This window comes from Leyella lascolaii (assembly GCF_900079775.1).
GTDB lineage: Bacteria > Bacteroidota > Bacteroidia > Bacteroidales > Bacteroidaceae > Prevotella > Prevotella lascolaii.
On record NZ_LT556038.1, the window covers coordinates 396,507 to 417,836 of the forward strand.

12 protein-coding genes are annotated in these 21,330 nt (G+C 54.2%); 6 read left to right on the plus strand and 6 right to left on the minus strand.

From position 1 onward, the window contains the following. The first annotated feature begins 110 nt into the window (after positions 1-110). Together BN4609_RS07500 and BN4609_RS07505 are read left to right on the plus strand one after the other, a co-directional pair. Complete coding sequence (locus BN4609_RS07500) at positions 111-590, plus strand: RNA polymerase sigma factor (RefSeq protein WP_021992763.1); 480 nt, start codon at positions 111-113, stop codon at positions 588-590. Between the two features lie 12 nt (positions 591-602). Continuing rightward, positions 603-1,190, plus strand: a complete 588-nt coding sequence (locus tag BN4609_RS07505; protein WP_068855972.1) for a hypothetical protein — start codon at positions 603-605, stop codon at positions 1,188-1,190. Positions 1,191-1,303: 113 nt separating this feature from the next. Here the strand turns inward: BN4609_RS07505 and BN4609_RS07510 are convergent, their stop codons facing one another. The 3 genes from BN4609_RS07510 to BN4609_RS07520 all read right to left on the minus strand — a co-directional run bounded on the left by BN4609_RS07510 (position 1,304) and on the right by BN4609_RS07520 (position 4,283). After that, positions 1,304-2,461 (minus strand): mechanosensitive ion channel family protein, encoded by a 1,158-nt coding sequence (locus BN4609_RS07510; protein WP_068855974.1) that lies wholly within the window; start codon positions 2,459-2,461, stop codon positions 1,304-1,306. A 46-nt stretch (positions 2,462-2,507) separates the two neighbouring features. After that, positions 2,508-3,764 carry a D-alanyl-D-alanine carboxypeptidase/D-alanyl-D-alanine endopeptidase gene (gene dacB / locus BN4609_RS07515; protein WP_021992766.1) on the minus strand — a complete coding sequence of 419 codons (1,257 nt, stop codon included), beginning with the start codon at positions 3,762-3,764 and terminating at the stop codon, positions 2,508-2,510. A 90-nt stretch (positions 3,765-3,854) separates the two neighbouring features. Further along, a complete protein-coding gene (locus BN4609_RS07520) occupies positions 3,855-4,283 on the minus strand; it encodes a PH domain-containing protein (protein WP_068855976.1) in 429 nt (142 codons plus the stop codon). 1,049 nt (positions 4,284-5,332) lie between these two features. On the opposite strand from BN4609_RS07520, the gene nadB reads away from it, so the two are divergent. Continuing rightward, the gene (gene nadB, locus BN4609_RS07525) at positions 5,333-6,922 is read left to right on the plus strand and encodes an L-aspartate oxidase (RefSeq protein ID WP_068855978.1); all 1,590 of its coding nucleotides are present in this window, start codon (positions 5,333-5,335) and stop codon (positions 6,920-6,922) included. A 129-nt stretch (positions 6,923-7,051) separates the two neighbouring features. Here nadB and sov read toward each other — a convergent pair whose 3' ends face one another. From sov to BN4609_RS07540, 3 genes are all read right to left on the minus strand, one after another. After that, positions 7,052-14,659, minus strand: coding sequence for a T9SS outer membrane translocon Sov/SprA (gene sov / locus BN4609_RS07530; protein ID WP_068855980.1), 7,608 nt, complete (start codon positions 14,657-14,659; stop codon positions 7,052-7,054). Continuing rightward, positions 14,656-15,267: a Holliday junction branch migration protein RuvA gene (gene ruvA / locus BN4609_RS07535; RefSeq protein WP_068856363.1), complete on the minus strand. Its 612-nt coding sequence runs from the start codon at positions 15,265-15,267 to the stop codon at positions 14,656-14,658. The genes sov and ruvA overlap by 4 nt, the downstream gene beginning before the upstream one ends. Before the next feature lie 358 nt (positions 15,268-15,625). Next, positions 15,626-18,058 carry an FAD-dependent oxidoreductase gene (locus tag BN4609_RS07540; protein ID WP_068855982.1) on the minus strand — a complete coding sequence of 811 codons (2,433 nt, stop codon included), beginning with the start codon at positions 18,056-18,058 and terminating at the stop codon, positions 15,626-15,628. Positions 18,059-19,063: 1,005 nt separating this feature from the next. Between BN4609_RS07540 and BN4609_RS07545 the strand changes: the two genes are divergently transcribed. The 3 genes from BN4609_RS07545 to phoB all read left to right on the plus strand — a co-directional run bounded on the left by BN4609_RS07545 (position 19,064) and on the right by phoB (position 21,323). Beyond that, on the plus strand, positions 19,064-19,963 hold the full coding sequence (locus tag BN4609_RS07545; RefSeq protein WP_068855984.1) for a diaminopimelate dehydrogenase: 900 nt from the start codon (positions 19,064-19,066) through the stop codon (positions 19,961-19,963). Between the two features lie 138 nt (positions 19,964-20,101). Continuing rightward, positions 20,102-20,503 (plus strand): FMN-binding protein, encoded by a 402-nt coding sequence (locus BN4609_RS07550; protein ID WP_021993965.1) that lies wholly within the window; start codon positions 20,102-20,104, stop codon positions 20,501-20,503. 130 nt (positions 20,504-20,633) lie between these two features. Continuing rightward, on the plus strand, positions 20,634-21,323 hold the full coding sequence (gene phoB, locus BN4609_RS07555) for a two-component system response regulator PhoB (RefSeq protein ID WP_021993966.1): 690 nt from the start codon (positions 20,634-20,636) through the stop codon (positions 21,321-21,323). The last annotated feature ends 7 nt before the right edge of the window (positions 21,324-21,330 follow it).

Consider the following 21,330-nt stretch of genomic DNA (forward strand, 5'->3'; position numbering starts at 1 on the left):
GTGGTCCGGAAACATAAACTTTTCAGATATTACAAAAATATTCTCCCGACGGTGTAGTTTTTCTTAATAACTTTGCGTCTAACTTGCAGTAACGTTCAAACATAGACAAAATGGAAGTATCAGAAAAAGAATTCGAACGTATCGTCAGCCGCAACAAGAGCGTCATATACACCGTGTGCTACATGTTCGCAGACAACGCCGAAGACGCCGACGACCTGTTTCAGGAAGTGCTTCTGAACATATGGAACGGACTCGGACAGTTCCGCCAGTCGAGCGACATGTCCACATGGATATGGCGGATAAGCCTTAACACCTGCATAAGCAGCGGCAGGAAACGCAAGCGCAGACCCACCGTGAGGCTTACGATGGAGGCAAACCTGTATGAGGACAACGACGACGACACACGGCAGATACGCATGCTGCGCGAACGCATCCACCGCCTGAAACCCTTCGACCGCGCCATTGTGCTGCTGTGGCTCGAGGACCTTAGCTACGAGGAAATAGGCGACATAGTGGGCATAACGGCAAAGAACGTGTCGGTGAGGCTGTACCGCATACGTCAGGAACTTAAACAAATGTCTAACAACTGAAACTGCAAGAAGATGGAAAACAACAACGAACTGGAGATGATGCGCGCCCAGGTGGCGTTGCTCAAAGAGAAACTTGACAAGGAACAGATGGTGAGCGAGAGAATGATGCGCACAGTGATAAAGAAAGAAATGGGAAGTTTCTTACGCGACAGGATGCTGCTCATACTGTTCGCGGCGGCTGTGATGCCGTTCATGCTGTGGATGCTCATCTGTCACGACAGGATATCCGTAGCCCTCGCAGCAGCAATGGAACTGTACATGATAGCCGCCGTGGCATACACATTCTATTCGCACCGCGGACTGGACTCAGCTACCATGGGCAGCGAGAAGCTTGTCACCGTAGGCAGAAGACTTGTCCGTGTGACACGCCTCAACGCTCTCTGGCTGCGCGTGAGCATACCTGTGCTGTGTGTCATCGTGGCGTGGATGTTCATAGAGTTCGGCATTCTGGAGATGCCTCCCAACTCTTTTGCCGTAGGAGGAATCACAGGATTCTGCGTCGGACTGTGCCTTGGAATAATAATGTACAGGAAAAAGAAGCGCGCGCTGAACGAACTTATACAGCAGATAGAGGAGCTTACCGACGGGCAGCCGGAATGATACGTCACCCCAAGCGCACATGAATTCCTCTCACTCCACCGGCATGCGGCACAACAGACAAGCGGCTGCATGCCGGTGTCATGTCATGGTTTGCAGGGTGCGGCAGCCTCAATTCACACGCGCTGGTATATCTTCAGTCCGAAATCCTCCACAATGGCGTATACATATTCCATTATCGCTGCGAGATGATGCTCGTAAGGTTTCCACTCCTTCTGCTTGAGAAAGAAGTAGAACTCCAACGGAAGTCCGGTGTTGGTAGCCTCAAGCTGCCTTACGAAGAAAGTCATTCCGGTGTTCACATCGTCGCGCGAGCCCATCCAGCGTTCAACATACCGTCGGAAGAGAGTCATGTTCACTACGTCTCCCTTCATCTCTTCCTCCTTCATGCCATACTTCTCCGAGAGTCTGCGCTTCATACCGTCGTCAGCCATGCGTATGCTGTGGAAGTCGAAAAACACCATGCGCTTCACCCTTCGTCCGCCTCCCTCGCTCATCGACATCCAGTTCTGGAACGAGCCGTCGACAAGAGTCAGCGGCGAGACAGTGAGCGTTGTGTTGTCGAAGTTGCGCACTTTCACCGTGGTGAGCGTCATGTCCTCCACTATGCCGTTCACCTCAGTGCCCGGCACAGTTATCCAGTCGCCCTTGTGAAGCATGTCGTTGCTCGTAAGCCGTACGCCCGCAACGAGTCCTGTGATGGTGTCCTTGAACACGAGCATGAGTATCGCCGACGTGGCTCCCAGACCGGCAAGGAGCGTCAGCGGACTGCGTCCTATCACCACGGCAAGCATCACTATGACAGAGATGAAGATGATTGCTATCTTCAGCACACCGCAGAAGGTGTGGAAATACTGTTGCTTCGCCGTGCGCCGCTCGCCCTCGAAACCCTTGAACGAGTCGATGAACGCTATGCAGAGGCGCATGGACATGAGCACCACATAGAAGGCTGTGGCACGCGAGAGAATCTCAGGCACGGAACGGTAGGAGGCGAACACGTCGGGCAGAAACATCCACACGAAGAGTCCGGGCACTATATGTGAGGCTGCGCGGAGCGTTTTCTCGTTGAGCAGAATGTCGTCCCACTCCATCACTGTCTTCTCCGCCATGCGCACCATGAGCGGAACGATGAGCCTGTGGCACAGGAGATAGATGACGCACGCGGCTCCGAGAACAACCAGAGCCACAGCCATGCGGCTTGCGAGCATGAGTGTCTGTCCTGTCATTCCGGCATGTGCGAAGAGCTGTTCGGTCTGGATTACAATGTCGTACATATATTATTATATGATGTTATGGTTTCACATATAGGATATCATAGGCTTACGGACTGCACAATATACGGCAAACGGTGTCCTGAAAGGAGCGCGCGTCGCGCCACCGTCTCACTCCCTGGTTCATTATGGCGAAGGCAAGCCTGTGCCCGTTAGGTGCGGTGCAGTAGCCCGCAAGGCTGCTCACGCCCTCGAGAGTGCCCGTCTTGGCATACACATTTCCGCGCGTGAAAGGTCCGTGCATGCGGTTCTTCAGAGTGCCGTCGAAGCCTGCCTGCGGCAGCGACGGGTGCAGATGCAGATATATGTTGCTGTTCATGAAGGCATAGCGCAGCAGTTTTATCTCCAGCTCAGCCGTGAGATAGTTGTACAGCGACAGTCCTGAGCCGTCGGCTATGGAATACTGCGAGGCGTCAAGCCCCACCTTCTCGATGAGTCTGTCTATCACCGTGCGCGCGCTGCGTGCCGTAGCCGGACGGCTGCCTGTGGTCGCCGCGAGCTGGTAGAACATAGACTCCGCGTAGAGGTTGTCGCTCTCCTTCATCATGTTCATGAGTATCTGGTCCATCGTGTGGAACCGTCGGCAGATGCAGAAGGCGTCGCCCGGCTTCATAGCCTCGCCCACCGTGCCTTCCACCACTATGCCCACCTCGCGCAGCTCTTCAGCAAAGCGCGTCATGAAGCTGTCCTTGCGGCTTATGAGCAGGGGCGAGAGCACGGGGTTGTCGTCATCCCAGCACCATCCCTTTCCGAATCGGGTGCTGTCCTTCATGGTCTTATCGGCATAGAGATTGCCGCGTATTGTGTCCACGCCCATCTTGTGGATGCTCTCCACGAAAGCGCGGAGGTCGTCGGAATTGAACCTCGGGTCGAATCCTCCCACGCAGTAGACGTCACCCCGGAGCACTCCGTCGGCGACACTGCCCGTATAGCACAGCTCGGTCTTGAACTGATAGCCGCCGCCCAGCTTGTCGATGGCTGCGATGGCGGTGACAAGCTTCATGGTGGACGCGGGGCGCAAACGCTGGCGTTCGTTGTGGCGGAATATAGCCGAATCGGCATCAAGGTCGTATACCATAATGCCCACCTGAGACGTCCTGAACATAGGAGCGTCGAGCAGAGACGTCAGCGACTCTTGCACAGACTGGGGCCATGGGAGTGACTGCCATTCGTCGGGCAGGGAGTCGACACATATAGTGTCGGCGTCGTCCGAGACATACACGTCACCGTCTTCTATGTTTTCCTGGGCATGAGCCGGCACGAACATCAGCACCGGAATGAGAAGCAGATATAACAGTCGTTTCATTTTCTTTTTCAGGTAAATATTTTTCAGCGCATTGCCGCAGTGCCTTTGAGCGACAGACTGTGCCGCCTCCATGCGCGCCGCCCGCCTCTCTCAGCAGCCGTCGTCACAACCGTCGGACGGCTGTACGGCGGAAGCCATACGCCTGCGAAGCTCTTTCACAAACCCCGTCTCGTTCTCGGGCTGCAAGGCGAGCACACGTCCGGAGGCACACTCAACAGCCACATACGACCGCATGAGCAGCCGTCCCTCCACGCGCCTCACGCCGCGTATGCCTGAAAGAGGCTCCTCGCGGCGGCGCGAGAACCGTCCGTTGTCTATCAGAAGCCTGCCGTCGGAGGTGAGCGTATACACTGTGTGCACGGTGCGCTCCACGGTTATGGCGGCAAGCATCATCATCGCCAGACCTACAAGACCTGACGGTATGTTGTGGTGCATGAGCGCCCAGAGACCGGCAAGGGCAAACACCGTCACAACGGCAAAGTCGCGCACACCGGCGCGTCTGTGAAAGATTCTGTCCATATGATTGTGATAAAGCGGCTGCACAACGGGCGCGCGACAGTCCCGCCGCGCGTGTCACAGCTTGCGGCAGACGCACGGGCACATCACGGCAGCACGTGCGAATGCGTGTGATTATTGTCCGGATGCAAAGTTATAAATAATTCTTCAGACTGACGAAAAAGCCTGTCGGTCCGTCCTCTGAGGCGTTACGGCATAACGTGAGACACTCGGGTGGAGTTTTTGTTTTTTATATCTTATTAACACAACAAACCGTCATGAATGTTAAAATAATACATATTCTCATCCTCAAAACTGCGGTATTTCCGGACGGCAGCGTGTTTTGCCTCAGAAACGGCGGTTTTTWTCATATAGAGGCAAAGCGCTGTCGTCCAACCGTTTATGTTTTTTCTGGCTTGCATCCTCACTGTTCAGGTCCTGCCAAACGGGCTTTCCCGCATCACGGAAAAGCCTTTCCGGCAATACTGAAGAGGCTTTATCACAACCCGAAACAGGCTTTCCGGTAACCCGAAACGGGCTTTTCCGCAATCCGTCAGCCGCAAAAACGCATTACGGGAAGCGGTTTCCGGCATTTCAGGACGGTTAATATCGCTTTGTGAAAGCCGGTTTGCCGTTTTCTGAATGTTAAATTACGAATTCATAAAAGATAAACTTTGTTAATGTAATATTAAATTTATCTTACTGTATAAAAGCGGCGGAAGGATGAACATTGGTCAATTTATGGACTGGAATACACTAATTTATACATATAAGAATGTGTACACATCAATTATTTTATGTACTTTTGCATATATTAAGATGCGGTTCGGCGGTATCAAGTCCTGTGAAAACAAGTTTCACAGACTTGCTGTCGCACTCACCTTTCATTAATATTGCATATATTAAGATGCGGTTCGGCGGTATCAAGTACGGTAAAACTTTGTTTTCCCTCCTTGTCATTGCACTCACCTTTCATCAACATTGCAAACGTCAAGATGCGGTCGGGAGACTGGAGAAAAAATCCATTTCAACCCTCCGGCATTAATTTCATATAAGACTTAAAACAAAAAGACATGGTTTTCAAGTATGATTTTCTCATTATCGGTTCGGGAGTGGCAGGCATGAGCTATGCCCTCAAAGTGGCGCGCGCAAGGAAAGGCAAGGTCTGCATGATATGCAAGACAACGCTCGACGAAGCCAACACTTCGTTCGCACAAGGAGGCGTGGCGTCGGTCACAAACATTGAAGTGGACAACTTCGACAAACACATTGAGGACACGATGATTGCCGGCGACTACATAAGCTACCGCGCGGCGGTGGAACAGGTGGTGAGAAACGCACCGGAACAGATAAAGGAACTCGTGGGATGGGGCGTGAACTTCGACCGCACAAAAGACGGAACGTTCGATCTGCACCGTGAGGGCGGACACTCGGAGTTCAGAATACTGCACCACTCGGACGACACCGGAGCCGAGATACAACGCGGACTGATGGCTGCCGTGAGGGCTAATCCCGACATAGAGATAAAGGAAAACCATTTCGCAGTGGAGATAATAACACAGCACCACCTCGGAGCGCGAGTGACGCGGCGGACACCTTACATCAACTGCTACGGTGCTTACGTGCTCAATCCCGACACACAAAAGGTGGACACGTATCTTAGTAAGGTGACCGTGATGTGCACCGGAGGATGCGGCGCGGTGTACCAGACCACCACCAACCCGATAATAGCCACGGGCGACGGAGAGGCTATGGTGTACAGGGCAAAAGGCACTGTGAAGGACATGGAGTTCGTGCAGTTCCACCCCACAGCGCTCTATCATCAGGGCGAGACTCACCCTGCCTTCCTCATAACAGAGGCTATGCGCGGATACGGAGGCATACTGCGGCTGCCCGACGGGTCGTCGTTCATGGAGAAATATGACAAGCGTCTGTCGCTTGCTCCGCGCGACATAGTGGCAAGAGCCATCGACAAGGAGATGAAGATACACGGTCTTGACCATGTGTGTCTGGACGTTACGCACAAGAACGCGGAAGAGACAAAACGCCACTTCCCCAACATCTACATGAAGTGCAAGTCCATAGGAATAGACATAACGACCGACTACATACCGGTGAGACCTGCCGCCCACTATATGTGCGGAGGCATAAAGGTCGACCTTAACGGCCAGTCGAGCATCGACCGGCTATATGCCATAGGCGAGTGTTCGTGCACAGGACTGCACGGAGGCAACCGTCTCGCAAGCAATTCTCTTATAGAAGCCGTGGTCTACGCTGACGCGGCGGCACGCCACTCCATTGCTCACGTGGACGAATATGACTTCAACGACAAGATACCGGAATGGAACGACGAGGGCACAATGACCAATGAGGAGAAGGTGCTCATAACGCAGAGCGTAAAGGAAGTGGGCGAGATAATGAGCAACTACGTCGGAATAGTGCGCAGCGACCTGCGTCTCAAGAGGGCGTGGGACCGTCTTGACCTGCTCTACGAAGAGACGGAGGCTCTCTTCAAGCGTGTGAAGGCGAGCCGCGACATATGTGAGCTGCGCAACATGATAAACGTGGGCTACCTCATAACAAGGCAGGCTATAGAGCGCAAAGAGTGCCGCGGACTGCACTTCACCACCGACTATCCGCTGCATGCATACGACAGGAAATAAACAACAAGACATATATCGTAAACGGAAAACGGCAGCCGGACACACCCATTGAGGTGCTGTCCGGCTGCCGTTTTCTATAGATGATGTCGCGAGCAGCGCATCCGTATGCCGCGTCCGCACGCCTTCGGGCTATCGGGTGAGCGAGAATTTAAGGCTCAGACCGAAGTCCTGAGTGGTCGTAGGATAGCTGCTGCTGGCGAGCAGGGGCTTGTTTGTCTGGCAGTCATAGTAGAAACTCATTGACATAAGCTTCGATAATGTGTACTCGGCGGAGAACGACAGCTTGAAGGCACTGTTGCCGCTGCTCGCCGCACTGGTCATCGACGCGATGTCGCGGCTTATGGATGCCTGCTTGCGATAGCTCATGTCGAGCCGCAGACGCAGGTCGTGGTTCACTCCCGAAGTGGCACGTGTGGCTGTGCGTGTGGTGTTGTTCTGCTCGTCGTCGTTCTTCTTTCCCTTGTTCTTCACAAGTCTGTGGTTGCGTCCTCCGAAGATGTTGAAGTTGTTGATGGTATATCCCATGCCGAGCACCCAGTCGTGGCTGGTAGCCTCGTTTATCTGTACGCTGGTCATGCTGAGGCTGAGCACGCGCGTCGTGCGGTACTCGAGCTTTGCCGTGAGGTTGTTCTCAAACGTGAGGTCGATGCCGAGCAGCGGCGAGAACGACTCGTTGATGCTTACCGTCGATACGTTGTACATGGAGCTTGGGATGGGGTTTCCTGTGGTGGCGTCGTTCACGAAGCCAAGCCCGTTCATATATTCCATGAAGGTGCTGTACGAACTGTACGAGCCAACGGCGTAGATGCTCTTGTACGCATGGTTGATGTTGACGCTCTTGAACACATCGCGGAACCACGGCAGCCGTGTCAGTCCGCTGTAGCGCACCGACCAGTTGGGCAGCAGACGGGCAAGCGACGGGAATATGTCGAGCGACGAACCGCCCATGCTTGTGTACGCTGAGAGGAAGGCGGGAATCATCACATCCGAGCCGTACTTGTTCACTCCGCCGTTCGCCGGGTCGAATTTCTTTCCGGCAAGAAGCGTTCCCTCCGGATAGACGGCGTTGGCATAACGCGCCTCGACACGCTGTCGGAAACCGTCGAGCGACTTGCAGAACTTCTCGAAGGTAGCCGAGTGGTAGCCGTTGCCCGCGTTGCCCGACCCTTCGAACGCGCTTCCCAGCGACAGCGTTGTCATGGAGAAGGTTCCGCTCTGGGTTGTCGGATTGCCCTCATACATATATTGTATGCTCTTCGCCGTGGTCATGGTGCGGTTGGCGTTGAGGTCTATCTTGAGGTTCTTTATGGGTTCGAGCGTCGCCCTTATCTGCAAATCCTCGGTCTTGTTGGTGGTGGCAGGCGTGGCTACAGAGTCGTTCATGAGCAGCCATCCGTTGTCGCGCGCCTTGTCGATGTAGGAGTCGCCAATCATTCCGAAGGCGAAGTCAAGACCCGGCGACATCGCTCCCACACTGCGTGTCTGACCGAACGCGTCGCCTATCATAGGCATGAAGCCCGGCAGCGACATCGAATACTGGTTGCGGTAGGATATGCCCACACTGCGCACCATCATCATCACGCGCGCCACACTCTGCATTGTGCGGTACCAGCCTTTATTCTCGAGCGGCTCCTTAGGCGTGACGGTGACTTTCACCTTGGTCACGGAGTCGACCTTGCTCGTTATGTTTATGCTGTTCTCGTCGATGCGTTTGTATTTCAGGTTGAACACCTTGCCGTCGGCGGTCTTTGCCGACACAATGATGCGTTTGGTCTTCTTGCCGTGCGTGAGCTTCGTGACGGTGTCTGGACGAAGCACCACCTCGCTCTCAAAACTGCGCTTGTTCTTAGGCAACTGCTTCGCAAGCTGCGCCGCCTTGCCGTCTGTTGCGCCCGCACCTTTGCCGTCGGCGGCTTTCTTAGCCTTGTCGTCAGCTTTCTTCTTAGGCTTGTTGCGCGTGTTGTTTGCTGCCCGCGCCGGTTCCTTGTTGAACCTTTCGTTTGCCTTCTTCAGGAAAGGTATGTGGTTGTAGAGCTTCTCCAGATTGAACGTTCCGTTGATGTTGAGCGTCCTGTTGTTTGAGATGGTGTTGCCGAGCGATGTCCCGTCCTCAAGCTCGGTGCCTCTCACCCAGTTGTATGTGGCGTTGTAGCTGGCGTCGGAGTTCACCCAGTCGAAGACAGGAATGAGGTTGAGCGGCAGCTGGTATGACATGGCGAACGACTGGTTGTAGTCCAGCGGCGTTCCGAGATTCTTGATGCTCGTCCATACGGAGTCCTTCCATGCGGAGTAACGGTCGGGATACAAGTCCTTGTTCACGGGTGTGTAAGGCTCTTCTATCTCCGCGTGCGTGGCGCTCTGGAAGTTCATGTGCAGGTTCTTCGTGAGGTCCCAGCGCAACGAGAAGTCCCTGTTCCACAGGAATTGCTGGCTGAACGTGACCGGAAGTTCGGACTCTCCCATGCTCTCCATGTCGCGTTCCTGCAGTTCATAGTAGCTTCGCGTTATCTCCGTATTGAATCCGACGTTCTGCGGCAGCCAGTTAAGTCCGAAGCGGCGGAGTATATCCAGCCACTTGCTTTTGTTCTTCAGCTTCCTGAAAGGCTCAAAAGGCTTGTACACAGGAGTCCATGAATAGTTCATCGCTCCGCGCCAGTTGTCCTCCTTCTCATACACCGTCGTCTCGCCGCTCGAGAAGTTGTGGCTGTGACTATAGGTCAAAGAGAAGTTCGCCGGGTCGTAAGGCATGGGGTGACGCTTGTTCTGTATGCCCACTCTTACGTTGGAAAGAGAGAAGTTTGTGGTCGTAGTCTTGGTCACGGCGATGCTTTCCACCGAGTCGCGTTCGTTCTTGCCGAGCGACTCGAGCGCGTCGTCGAGCTCCATATCCGTATCGAGCGGATTGTATCTTGGGCGTGTGAACTCCTTCGTTATAGAGTAGTACAGAGGCGCGCTTACCTTTGCTTTCTGCGGGAAAAACTTTCCGAGCTCTATGTTCGCGGTAATACTGTAGGTCTTGTAATCATCGGTCGAGCGTTGCGCCACGCCGTCCTCGAGACCTCCGAAACCGTCGGATATATAGCGTCCCTGCACGTTCACCGAACCAAGATCGGAGAGCTGCACATTCAGGTTGCCCTGTGCCGCCCATCCGCCTTCATTATTATATTCGCGCAGACGCAGCTCGTTGACCCAGATTTCTCCGCTCTTTATCTCTCCGGAGTTGTTGCGCACACCTATTATCATGGTCTTCACCTCACCCAAGGTGGGGTTTCCCATGACACTGATCTTGTTTGCAGGCTTGTCGTCATCGTACGCACTGAACACGCGGTTGTATGATGCCCGCCCCTCAGACTTGGCTTTGTTGCGCGCCTTCTTCAGCGCAGTGAACACGTTGAGGGGAATGTCAAGCATGTTCTCCTCGGGCCATACCATCTCGCAATCGGCACGCGAATACTTGTCGTAATTGTTGCCGTTGGGGGTCAGCTTCAGCGGTATCTCGTATTCATAGTAATTGCTTTTGTAGTCGCTTCCGAGTCTTATGAACACTGCAAGCTGGTTGTCCTGCAGGTTGGTGACGTTAGGTTCCATCATGTTTGCGTGCACAAACATCTGCAATCTCTTGTATTGGCGGAGGTCGAGTGTGGTGTTCTTATACACGGCTTTCGACTCGCCGCTGCCCAGATCGGTCACTGTGAGGGCGAGCGACTGCTCGTTGTCCTCCACAAGTTGCGGCTGCTGCGGGTCCTGTCCGCGCCTTATTCCCGGCGGAAGGACATAGTTCACCGGTGTCTTGTCGTTGTTTTCCTCAATGTTGACGGCACTCACCGCAAGCTTGCCCTGCTGAGTAGCCGAGTTGTCGAGATTCTGGTCGTACACCCTCCAGTCGCCTCTCACAAGGTCGAGCGAGCCGAACCGCAGTATGATAGGATGCTTGAAGCCCGTCATGAACATACGCATGAACCGGATACTCGTGAAATCCGATATCGAGCCGACCTTGTCCTCATAGTCCGAAAGGGGTATACGGAACAGATACCACGTCACTTCCTCCGTCTTGCCGTTGCGCAGTTTGGGCGACGCGATACGCTTGTCCACAATGAAGTTGCGTCCCACCACGAGGTCTTCAGGGCGTATGGAGACACGGTACTGGAAGTATTTCTCATACTCGTTGAGCGTATAGTCCTGATTGATATCCTCCACATCAGGCATCGTCTTGTATGATGTGTCGTAGCTCTCATCGCGCGACTCGCTGTCAGGAGAGTTGCCTTGAGGATTGTTTATGTACTTGTAGCGGCGGAGGATAGACGCCCTCATCTGGTCGTAGTCGCGTCCGCGGAAGTAGTGGTAGTTGTCGTTGGCAGGGTCGTTCCATATCGAATCGAACACAGCAGGGTTCACCTTGCCCTGTATGGAAGTGAGAAACTCCTGATAAGACTCGAAGTTACGCTCCTCCTCATCGTTAAGACCGTTGAATCCGACATCCTGAAGCGCACGCGCACCCGACGTTGTCGCGAAGGCGTAAGTGACCGTCGCCTGCGTCGGAACCTTACCCCACTGGGTGGTGATGAAGCTGTTCGAGCCGTCGACAGGCATTCCGCTCTCATAGAACTTCTTACCGTCGCGGAGTATATCCTCGCTCACCTCGCCGAGATTAATGTAGAAATCGCCCCCGTAATCGGACGCCGTTCCCTCGCGGGAGGTATATATGAACGGGTCGAGCATCCAGAACTCGATGTACTCCACGTTGGCTGTCTCGAAGTCGTTGTTGTCGAGTTTGCGCATCATACCGCCCCAATGCTGCGTCGGGTTGTTCAATGTTCCGTCGTAAGCGAGGTCGGTGCTGAAGTTGTAAGGACCGCGCTCGTTAGGGTAATATGCCAGATTGAGGATGCTGAGTGTGGACGTCGCGCCGCTGTAAGAGCTTTGGTCGCGGTTCGGATAAAGCTCTCTCACCGGCACCTCACGCACATAATGGTTGGACAACTGTTCCAGATCGCCCTTGATATGGCTCGGTGTGAGCGACGAACTGCGCCTTGTGAACAGCGGGTCGATGGTATACCAAGCCAGAAGAGAACGATTGAAGCCGCTCCGGAGAGTAGACTTGTCGCTGTGTTCGGGGAACATCGTCGGCACGCTTGATATTATCCAAGACGTCGGTGTGCTCACGTCTATGGCACTCTTCGTATTCTCAAAGTCGTCGAGATATGACGCATTGTCCTGCGTTCCACGGCTTTGTCCTGCGATGAGCTGTGCGAACTCGCCCGTAAAAGAGATGTTGGAAGGCTGCGTGAGCTGTAGGAACGGAATCTTGTCGAGCAGGTTTGTCAGCCACTGACTTTCCTTTTTCCAGTTCAGGTTCAGTCCCCATATAGTGTTGTTGAGCGGTTCCGACCCCATCGCAACCTTCGTTGTGAGTGCCTGTTCGGACAGATGCTGGAGCGTACCGCTTATCTGGAAGTCCTTCGAAAAGTCGTATTCCCAGTTCACTCCGAACATTGTCTTGCGCTGCTGGGCATACTCCGTGTTGCTCTCAAGCGACACGTTGACAGCCGTTCCGGCGTCTATGATGCTCTGATTTAGGATGGTCACCTCACCAAGGTTGTAGTCCACGGTGTAGTCGGAGCCCTCTGTCAGCACCACTCCACCCGCAGTCACTACAACCGAACCTTGCGGAATGTTCACCGACCCGAGCGAGATGACGTTGGCGAGCGTTCCGCGGAACTGTCCCATAAGCACATACTTGTTCTTCTCGGCTATCTGTTTCGCGACAGTCTTCGTGGAGTCATACAGCTCGGTAAAGGAATATTTGGAAGCCTGCGCCGCCGGTACGCCCTTTCCGGTAAGATAATTGTAGATGTAGCTTCCGAACGGTTCGGCTTTCGGGAAGAACACCCGTCCGTCGCTGACGGTGTATCCGTCCACGTAGTCGAAGTATCCGTTGGGGTTTGTCTTCATGTTGTTGTCGAGCCGGTCGGCACCGAGCACCTTTATAATAGTCTGGTCCTTGACCTGCGGTTCGGGTATATAAGTAAGGTAGACACCTGTCGTATCGCTCTGGAACTTGACGTCGAGGCGGAACTTGTCCTTCTCAACCGATGAGGCGAGATAGTACACATTCTTCATCATAAGGTCCCAGTTGCCCTGCTGCGGGTTGTTGCTCGTGTTCTTCAACGACTTCACGAAGAGAGCCTGACTGACATCCGTGATGTCTGAGGCGAACTCTCCCACCTGATAGGTCACTCCACCGTAAGTGTACTCATAAGCCACGGCGAGCACCTGGTCGGTCTGTATGGACGTCTTGAGCGACACATATCCGAGCGCGGAATTCACCGTATACTCCGACGAACTGAGCAGTCTTGCGCTCTCAAGCTTCTCATAATCGACGCCGCCGACAAATCCCGCGATGCCGTCGAGCACCGTAGAGGTCTGGTCTATGTCACGTGCTGCGGCGTATTGGTTCACCATTGACGAATACTCCGAGTTGGCGCTGTTTGACGGAACGTTCTGTCCTGTCGTCGCCCATAGCGGGTTAGACACCCTGGCATTCTCTCCGAGGTCGGTCAGAGCGATGATGTTTCTGGTGTTGTTGGTGTTTCCCGTCTTGTTCGTAACCCATATTTCCACACGGTTGATGTTTATACCCGTAGCCACGGTGGGCAGCGTCTGCATGCCCGCGTCATACTTCTCGCGGAAATACTGCGACAGAAAGAAGTGGCGGTTTTYCTCATAGTTTGCCACGTCTATCTCAAAAGGCGTGAGCTGCGCGCCTCCTTTCGACGACACGCTTGTTGTGGACGACTTCTTCTGCGAGCCCACGAGCTGCAGCTTCAGTTTGCCGAACTGCAGGTCGGTACGTATACCGAAGAGCGAGGACGCGCCTTTCACGAGCGACGAGTTGGACGGGAACGAGATGTTGCCTGCCTCCACAAGCTTTATTATCTCGTCTTCCTTGCCGTCGTATTTGAGCTTTAAGTTCTGCGAGTCGAAGTCGAATGTGGCGTCGGTATTATAGTTAAGGTTCATGTTGACCTTGTCTCCCACCTTACCGTTTACGTTGAGATTGATCTTCTCGTCGAAGTCTATTGTGGTGGTCTTACGGTTGCGTATGGGCAGCGAAGGGTTGTCGATGCTCTTCAGTGTGGCACCGAACTTCAGCTCGGCTGTACCCTGCGTCTTTATGCGCACGCCTCCCGGACCGAATATCTTCTCCGCCGGACCGAGCTCGAAGTGCATGTCCGTGAAGTCGAACTTCTCCTTTCCCTTCGCCTCATAAATCTCGCTGTTCTTCTCGCGGAAGTATCTCTGCATCGCCTTTTTCTCGCTCCACTTGCGGTATTCAGCCGGAGTCATGTATATGGGCGTATTGATGTATGAGTCGCTCATCTTCGAACCGATGACGTAAAGGTCGAGCGAGTCGTTGTATTCCACCTCCTGTTTCAGGTTATCGGGGCTTTTAAGGTCAGCCGCGTTACGGTCAAGGTCGTCGAGAGTGAGGGGCAACGTGCGCTGTATTTTCCATCTGGCGTTGAGCAGCGAGTCTGGGATGGAGTCCTCGTTCTCTATCACCGGCTGCGCCTTGACTGCCAGAGTGTCCTTCAGCGCGGTCTCCCCCGCAGGCTGACGGTTGTTTCTCCGCCTCGGGTTCTGGTCCTGCTGGTAAGGCACTGAGAGAGCGTAGCTTGCCAGACTTGCGGCAAACAACGCGAAGAACAGTCCGTATATGGTTTTTCTTATTTTCACTTTATCTGTTTCAAGGCAAGCTTTACAACCTGTTCAACGGGCATGTCGGGATGCTCCTCGAGTATGGTCACGACCACCTTTGCCGACGGTGCGGGCGAGAAACCGAGCATGGTGAGTGCCGACACAGCCTCGTCTCTCACCTCCACGTTCACCACCGCAGCCGCGGCGTCGTTCTTCTCCTCCGTCGCCATTCCCAGAGACAGTATCTTGTCTCTAAGATCCACGATTATCCTCTGCGCCGTTTTCAGTCCTATTCCCTTCACGCTCTTTATCAGCCTTTCGTTGCCTGTGGATATGGCGGAGCCGAGTTCAGCCGGCGACATTGTGGAAAGTATCATGCGGGCGGTGTTCGCCCCCACTCCCGACACGGTGATGAGCAGGCGGTATACCTCCCGTTCCTGTTTCGACGCGAACCCGTAGAGCGTGAACGAGTCGTCGCGCCCGCCTGCCACGAGAGCCTCGTGCACATAGAGACGCACATCTTTCTTTCCCTGTATTGCCGTAAAGGTGTTGAGCGAAATGTTAAGGGCGTAGCCCACACCTGCCGCCTCCACCACCGCCAGAGCGGGTGTCAGATCGGTCAGTTCGCCTTTTATGTATTCTATCATTGTCCTGTATTTTGTTATGCCTGATTCGTGTCCGACAGCCACATTCATGCGCCTTGCAAACCGTGAACGGCGCGCGGTGCGGACAGAAATAAACATTGATTCAAATATATTAACGTCTTCCACGGTGTTTTATTGTTACAAAGGCGCACAAAATAAGCTTTTAACATATGACCGGAGCCCACACTTACACGCGCTGACACATGAACGCGGCGCGGCACCTCACGCGGAAAGCCACGTGGAGAAAACGTCTGTCCCGACGGCAGACAAGCTTGTCGGGACATATATATAATAAGGTGTGCGGCTCAGCCGCATGCCGTTGACCCTACGGAAGACACGCGCGTGAGCCGCACAATGACGGTCAGATGAAGAGGTTCACGCCGGAGTTGCCAGCCCGTTCCATATATGTAGCCACTCCGCCAACGGTCACTCCGTCGATGAGTTCGTCACGGCTGATGTCCATCATGTCCATCGTCATCTGGCAGGCTATCAGTTCCACACCGTTGTATACAGCCTCCCGCATAAGCTCCTCGAGCTGTGATATGTTCTTCCTGCGCATGATGTGGCGCATCAGACGGTCGCCCAAGCCCAGCATGCTCATCTTGGAGAGGTGCAGGCACGTTGAGTCTGACGGCAGCATCCATGCGAACATGCGCCCGAAGATGTCCTTCTCCACGTGCGGCTTGCGGCGTTTCTTTATGACGTTAAGCCCCCAGAAGGTGAAGAATATGGTGACCTTACCGCCTGTCGCCGCCGCTCCGTTGGCGAGCACGAATGTGGCTATGGCGCGGTCGAGACTGTCGCTGAACATTATGAATGTCTTGTCGCGGCTTCCTCCCGCCGCCGGTGTGACGGCACTGCCGCATGCCTCCCGTTTCTCTATCACCACCGTGTGATAGCCTCCTTCAGAGGTTTTCGATACAAACTTGTTGCCCGTTGAGCGGCACCACGACTCGGCGTCGCGCGCAAACCCGGGGTCGGTGGCTCTCACCTCTATTCTCTGTCCGGCTTTCATTCCGTCTACGGCGTTCTTCACCTGCATTATCGGACCGGGACACTGAAGCCCGCATGCGTCGAGCCTCAGCATGTCACCGTTCTCCGCTCCGCTGTCTTCCGCCTGACCGCATGGCTGTCCTTCAACCGGCTCCACCTTCTGCGTGGCAAGCGAGTAGGTCTTATATCCGCCCGCAAGGTTTCTCACCCTCCTGTAGCCTCTGCCGAGAAGAATGCGCTGGGCAAGATAACCGCGCAGTCCGACAGCGCAGAACACTATGACGTCGCTGTCCCTGCCAATCTCTCCGAGACGTCCGCGCAGGTCGTCGAGCGGAATGTTCACTGCACCGTCTATAGTGCCCAGGGAGTATTCCTCCGGCGTGCGCACGTCCACCAGACACACCTCCGACCTGTCGGCAGCCGCAAGCTCGCGCCACGTCACCACCGGCATCACCCCGTCGAGCGTGTTGCATGCCACGTAGCCCGCTATCGCCACGGGGTCCTTCGCCGACGAGAACGGCGGGGCATATGCCTGCTCCGTCCTCACAAGGTCGCGCACGGTGCCGCCCCGTTTTATGAGCATGGCTATCTCGTCTATGCGTTTGTCCACCCCGTCAACGCCCACACACTGCGCTCCATATATGCGTCCGGTGTCGGGGGCGAACGTGAGTTTCAGCGTCAGGTTGAACGCTCCGGGATAATATCCTGCGTGCGACGACGAGGTGGTGACCGATGTCAGATAAGGCACACCCATGCGTTTGAGGTGCTTGGCGGCAAGTCCGGTTGCGCCGACAGTGATGTCGAACACCTTTGCGACAGACGTTCCTATGGAGCCTTCATACTCCTCGCGGTTGCCATACACCATGTTGTCGGCGGCAATGCGTGCCTGACGGTTGGCAGGACCGGCAAGATAGTTGAGCCACGGTCCTCCCGCTATGGGGTGCTCATACTCTATCGCGTCGCCCACGGCATACACATCGGGCGACGATGTCTGTAACCACCGGTTCACCTTTATGCCCCGCGCGCCCAGCTCTATGCCTGCCTCGCGCGCCAGCCTCACCGACGGGCGCACTCCGATGGAGAGCAGCACGAGGTCGGCAGAGAGCGTCTCGCCCGTGTTCAGCCACACTTTTATGGAGCCGTTCTCACTCGTGAACCTCTCCACTCCCCTGCCGAGCCAAAGCCCCACGCCCTTGTCCATGAGATGACGGTGCACGTGTGAGGCTATGGAGAAGTCGACAGGAGCCATCACCTGGTCTGCCATCTCCACTATCGACACGCCCGCACCGGCATGATGAAGGTTCTCAGCCATCTCCAGACCTATGAAGCCTCCGCCCACAACCACGGCATGCCTCACTCGGTGAGTGCCGAGATAGCTGTGTATGCGGTCGGTGTCGTCCACGTTGCGCAGCGTGAATATGCCCTCGGTGTCTATTCCCTCGAGCGGCGGACGCACAGGCTCGGCTCCCGGCGAGAGCAGCAGGCGGTCGTAGGTCTCGGTGTATGTGGTGCCGTCGGCGCGCCTTATGCTCACCTCATGCCTCTCCGTGTCGATGGAGAGAGCCTCGTGCCGCGTGCGCACATCGACATTGAACCGTCGCGAGAAAGCCTCCGGTGTCTGCACGAACAGCTTGTCGCGGCTCTTTATCACACCGCCTATATAATAAGGAAGACCGCAGTTGGCATACGATATATACTTACCCTTTTCCACGAGAACAATCTCCGCGTTCTCGTCGGCTCTTCTTATGCGTGCCGCAGCGGTGGCTCCGCCTGCGACTCCGCCAATGATGATATGTTTCATAATATGATAGAATTAGAGTTGTAAAGATAGTGATTTATTCTGTAACGGCAATGACATTGCCACATAATATACAAATATGTGAGGCGGCATACATACCGCGACGCGCTACAGTAACATACCGGCGGAAATGCATAAATATACACTCCGTAAGTAAAAAAACACGACAAAGCAAATCCGCAAAACAGAAACGCGCAAGCGGGAAAAACGCATCAATCGCGCATAAACATGCATATACCGATACGTAATTTGCCCCTTTTTCTTGCCGAAAAGGCTCTTCCGCACCGCCGCAAAGCCTTTTCAGCAACTCCGCAAAGGCTTTTCCGGCACACAGAACGGGCTTTTCCGCAAGCCCGAAAAGCCTCTTTGGCGGAAGGGGAAAAACGGTTTTGCGGTGTAATATGATATAAATAACTGTGTGTCAGCGCATTAACAAACCGGCGCAAAACTCGTGTTTTTACAGCCGTAAACTGTCACGCGCGCAAAAAACGGAGTATTACGGAGTTGTCACCGCATAAATATGCATATGCAGGACGCATATAGCGCATATTTATGCAGGCAGAGGGAAAGGCGGCGGTGCGGCATCACGGCATTGTCTTACCATTGCCACACGCACATGGCAGTGAGGTTGACATGTGATAAAGAAGACATAAACAAACTAAAAAAATATTTTCTCCGGCATGGCTTTTTCAATATTTTTGTAAATTTGCGAAGCAAAACAGGCACATTATCCCGAATCGGTCATTAGACTTACATTCTTGTTTTGTGCTGCTGTCAGCCAGATTGTATCCTGCTTTATCGAAGATGTAGCGGGCTACATCGAGAAAAAGCAGGATACAAGATGACGGCAGCAGTGCGGAAGAAGGATGAAGAGCTGACAATAAACATTAAATGTACAATCGGCGTTCTAATGACTGATTCGGGATTATGCCACACCGACGGCAAAGCCGTGAGGACGGTAATGATGCACATACAGGATACAACAAATAATCATAAACAAAAGAAAAGATGAAGAAAATAAGAGCAGCCGTAGTGGGATACGGCAACATCGGACACTACACGGTGCAGGCGCTTGAGGCAGCATCAGACTTCGAGATAGCGGGAATAGTAAGGCGCAACGGGGCTGAGAACAAGCCGGCGGAACTCGCTCCCTACAGTGTGGTGAAGGACATAAGCGAGCTGAAGGACGTCGACGTGGCTATTCTCGCCACACCGACACGCAGCTGCGAGGAGTACGCCAAGAAGATACTGGCAATGGGCATCAACACCGTTGACAGCTTCGACATACACACTTCCATCCTCAACTACCGCAACACGCTCATGCCTATATGCAAGGAGCACGGCACGGTTGCCGTGATTGCCGCAGGCTGGGACCCGGGTTCTGACTCCATTGTGCGCTCTCTCATGCAGAGCCTCGCACCGAAAGGACTCAGCTACACCAACTTCGGACCGGGCATGTCGATGGGTCACAGCGTATGCGTGAGAAGCAAGGAGGGTGTGAAGAACGCCCTGTCGATGACCATACCCAAGGGCGAGGGACTCCACAGGCGTATGGTTTACGTTGAGCTGGAGAACGGAGCGAGCATCGAGGAGGTGGCAAAGGCTGTCAAGGCTGACCCCTACTTCGCAAGCGACGAGACTCATGTGTTCGCCGTTCCGTCGGTCGACGACGTGCGCGACATGGGTCATGGAGTGAACCTCGTGCGCAAAGGCGTGAGCGGAAAGACGCAGAACCAGCGCATGGAATTCAACATGAGCATCAACAACCCGGCACTCACCGGACAGGTGCTCGTCAATGTTGCGCGTGCCTCAATGCGCCAGCAGCCCGCATGCTACACCATGATTGAGATTCCGGTGATAGACATGCTGGAGGGCGAACGCGAGGATCTCATCGCACACCTTGTATAAAAACATACTGACGAACAGACAAAGCCGGCAGGCGGACAGTGACGTTGCTGCCGCCTGCCGGCTCGTTTTCACATACTTCCTAAAACATAACACCCTGACCGCAACCTGCACGCAATGACACAAGAAAACCGTAACAGAATGAAGAGAACCGTCAATACAGCGGCTGCCATGCTGATATGTCTGGCGTCGGCAGTATGTCTCACAGCCGCCACACAGCACAAGGGAGCAATCAGCAAGAAGAACGGCACGACCGTAGTGAACACAACATCCATAGCCGCAAAGGTGAGGGGATACGGAGGAACGACACCGCTGAAGATATACATCAGCAAGAACAAGATAACAAGAATAGAGACATTGCCCAACAACGAGTCGCCCGGGATATTCTCCAAAGCAAAGAGACTGCTGTCAGCCTATATAGGGAAAGACCCTGAGACAGCGGCAAAAATGAAGGTGGACGCAATGAGCGGAGCCACATACTCATCGGAAGCTCTCATAGGAAACATGAGAAAAGGACTGGAATACTACAATTCACGCAAATAGCCCGCCACGGAAACTCACGGCGTGAACCTACAGTCTCACCACCAAAGCCGCACATGTAACACAATTGTAATCTTATTGCAACAGATGTGAACAGTCTTATGAATAATTTTGCAGCAAACAAACGGCATACATGGAACATAAAAACAGAATTCTTGTTGTGGACGACGAGCAGGACCTGCTCGAGATTCTTAAATTCAATTTGGAGACAGAAGGCTATGAGGTATCGACCGCATGCTCTGCCGAGGAAGCCCTCACGCTCAACGTGGGGGAGTTCGACCTGCTGCTGCTCGACGTGATGATGGGAGGCATGTCGGGCTTCGCAATGGCGAAGAAGCTGAAGTCAGACCCTGCCACCGAGCACATCCCCATAGTCTTTCTCACAGCCCGCGACACGGAGAACGACACCGTGACGGGATTCAATCTCGGCGCCGACGACTACATATCGAAGCCGTTCTCCATACGCGAGGTGCTCGTGCGGGTGCGCGCCGTGCTCAGACGCACAGCCTCGCCTGCCGAACAGCAGGCTCCGCAAGTGATATACTATCAGGGCATAGAGATGAATCTCGGCAAGAAAACCGTGAGCATCGACGGTGAGGAGATACCTTTCACAAAGACCGAGTTCGAACTTCTCCACCTGCTGCTCGAGGAACGCGGACGGGTGTTCTCGCGGCAGGAACTGATTGACCGCATATGGCCGAAGGACGTGCTTGTGCTCGACCGCACCGTCGACGTGAACATCACACGCCTGCGAAAGAAGATAGGGCGTTTCTCGAAATGCATAGTCACACGTCTCGGATTCGGCTATTACTTCGACGCTTAGACCATTC